Source organism: Phytobacter sp. V69 (genome assembly GCF_965644215.1).
Classification (GTDB): domain Bacteria; phylum Pseudomonadota; class Gammaproteobacteria; order Enterobacterales; family Enterobacteriaceae; genus Phytobacter.
Map to the genome: position 1 here is coordinate 1 of NZ_CBFFRL010000606.1, position 219 is coordinate 219.

At 43.8% G+C, this 219-nt stretch carries 1 protein-coding gene; it reads right to left on the reverse strand.

Annotated features, from left to right (window positions below):
- Positions 1 to 219: IS200/IS605 family transposase (gene tnpA, locus ACSZPU_RS26595; RefSeq protein ID WP_499004601.1), on the reverse strand; the 219-nt coding region annotated here is incomplete at both ends.

Below are 219 nucleotides of genomic sequence, written 5' to 3' on the forward strand. Positions count from 1 at the left end.
AAGAGCTGTTTTGCCCTTCAAATGACCTATCACATGTGAAATAGAAAGACGCGGCGGCACTTTTACCAGTAAATGGACATGATCAATCTGGACATTCAGCTCTACCACTTCTATCCCGAGCTGTTCACTTGAGATCCTTATCTGCCTGTAGACCTCTTTACCAACGTTATTCCTCAGGATGCGAAATCGGTACTTGGGTGTCCATACGATATGATATTG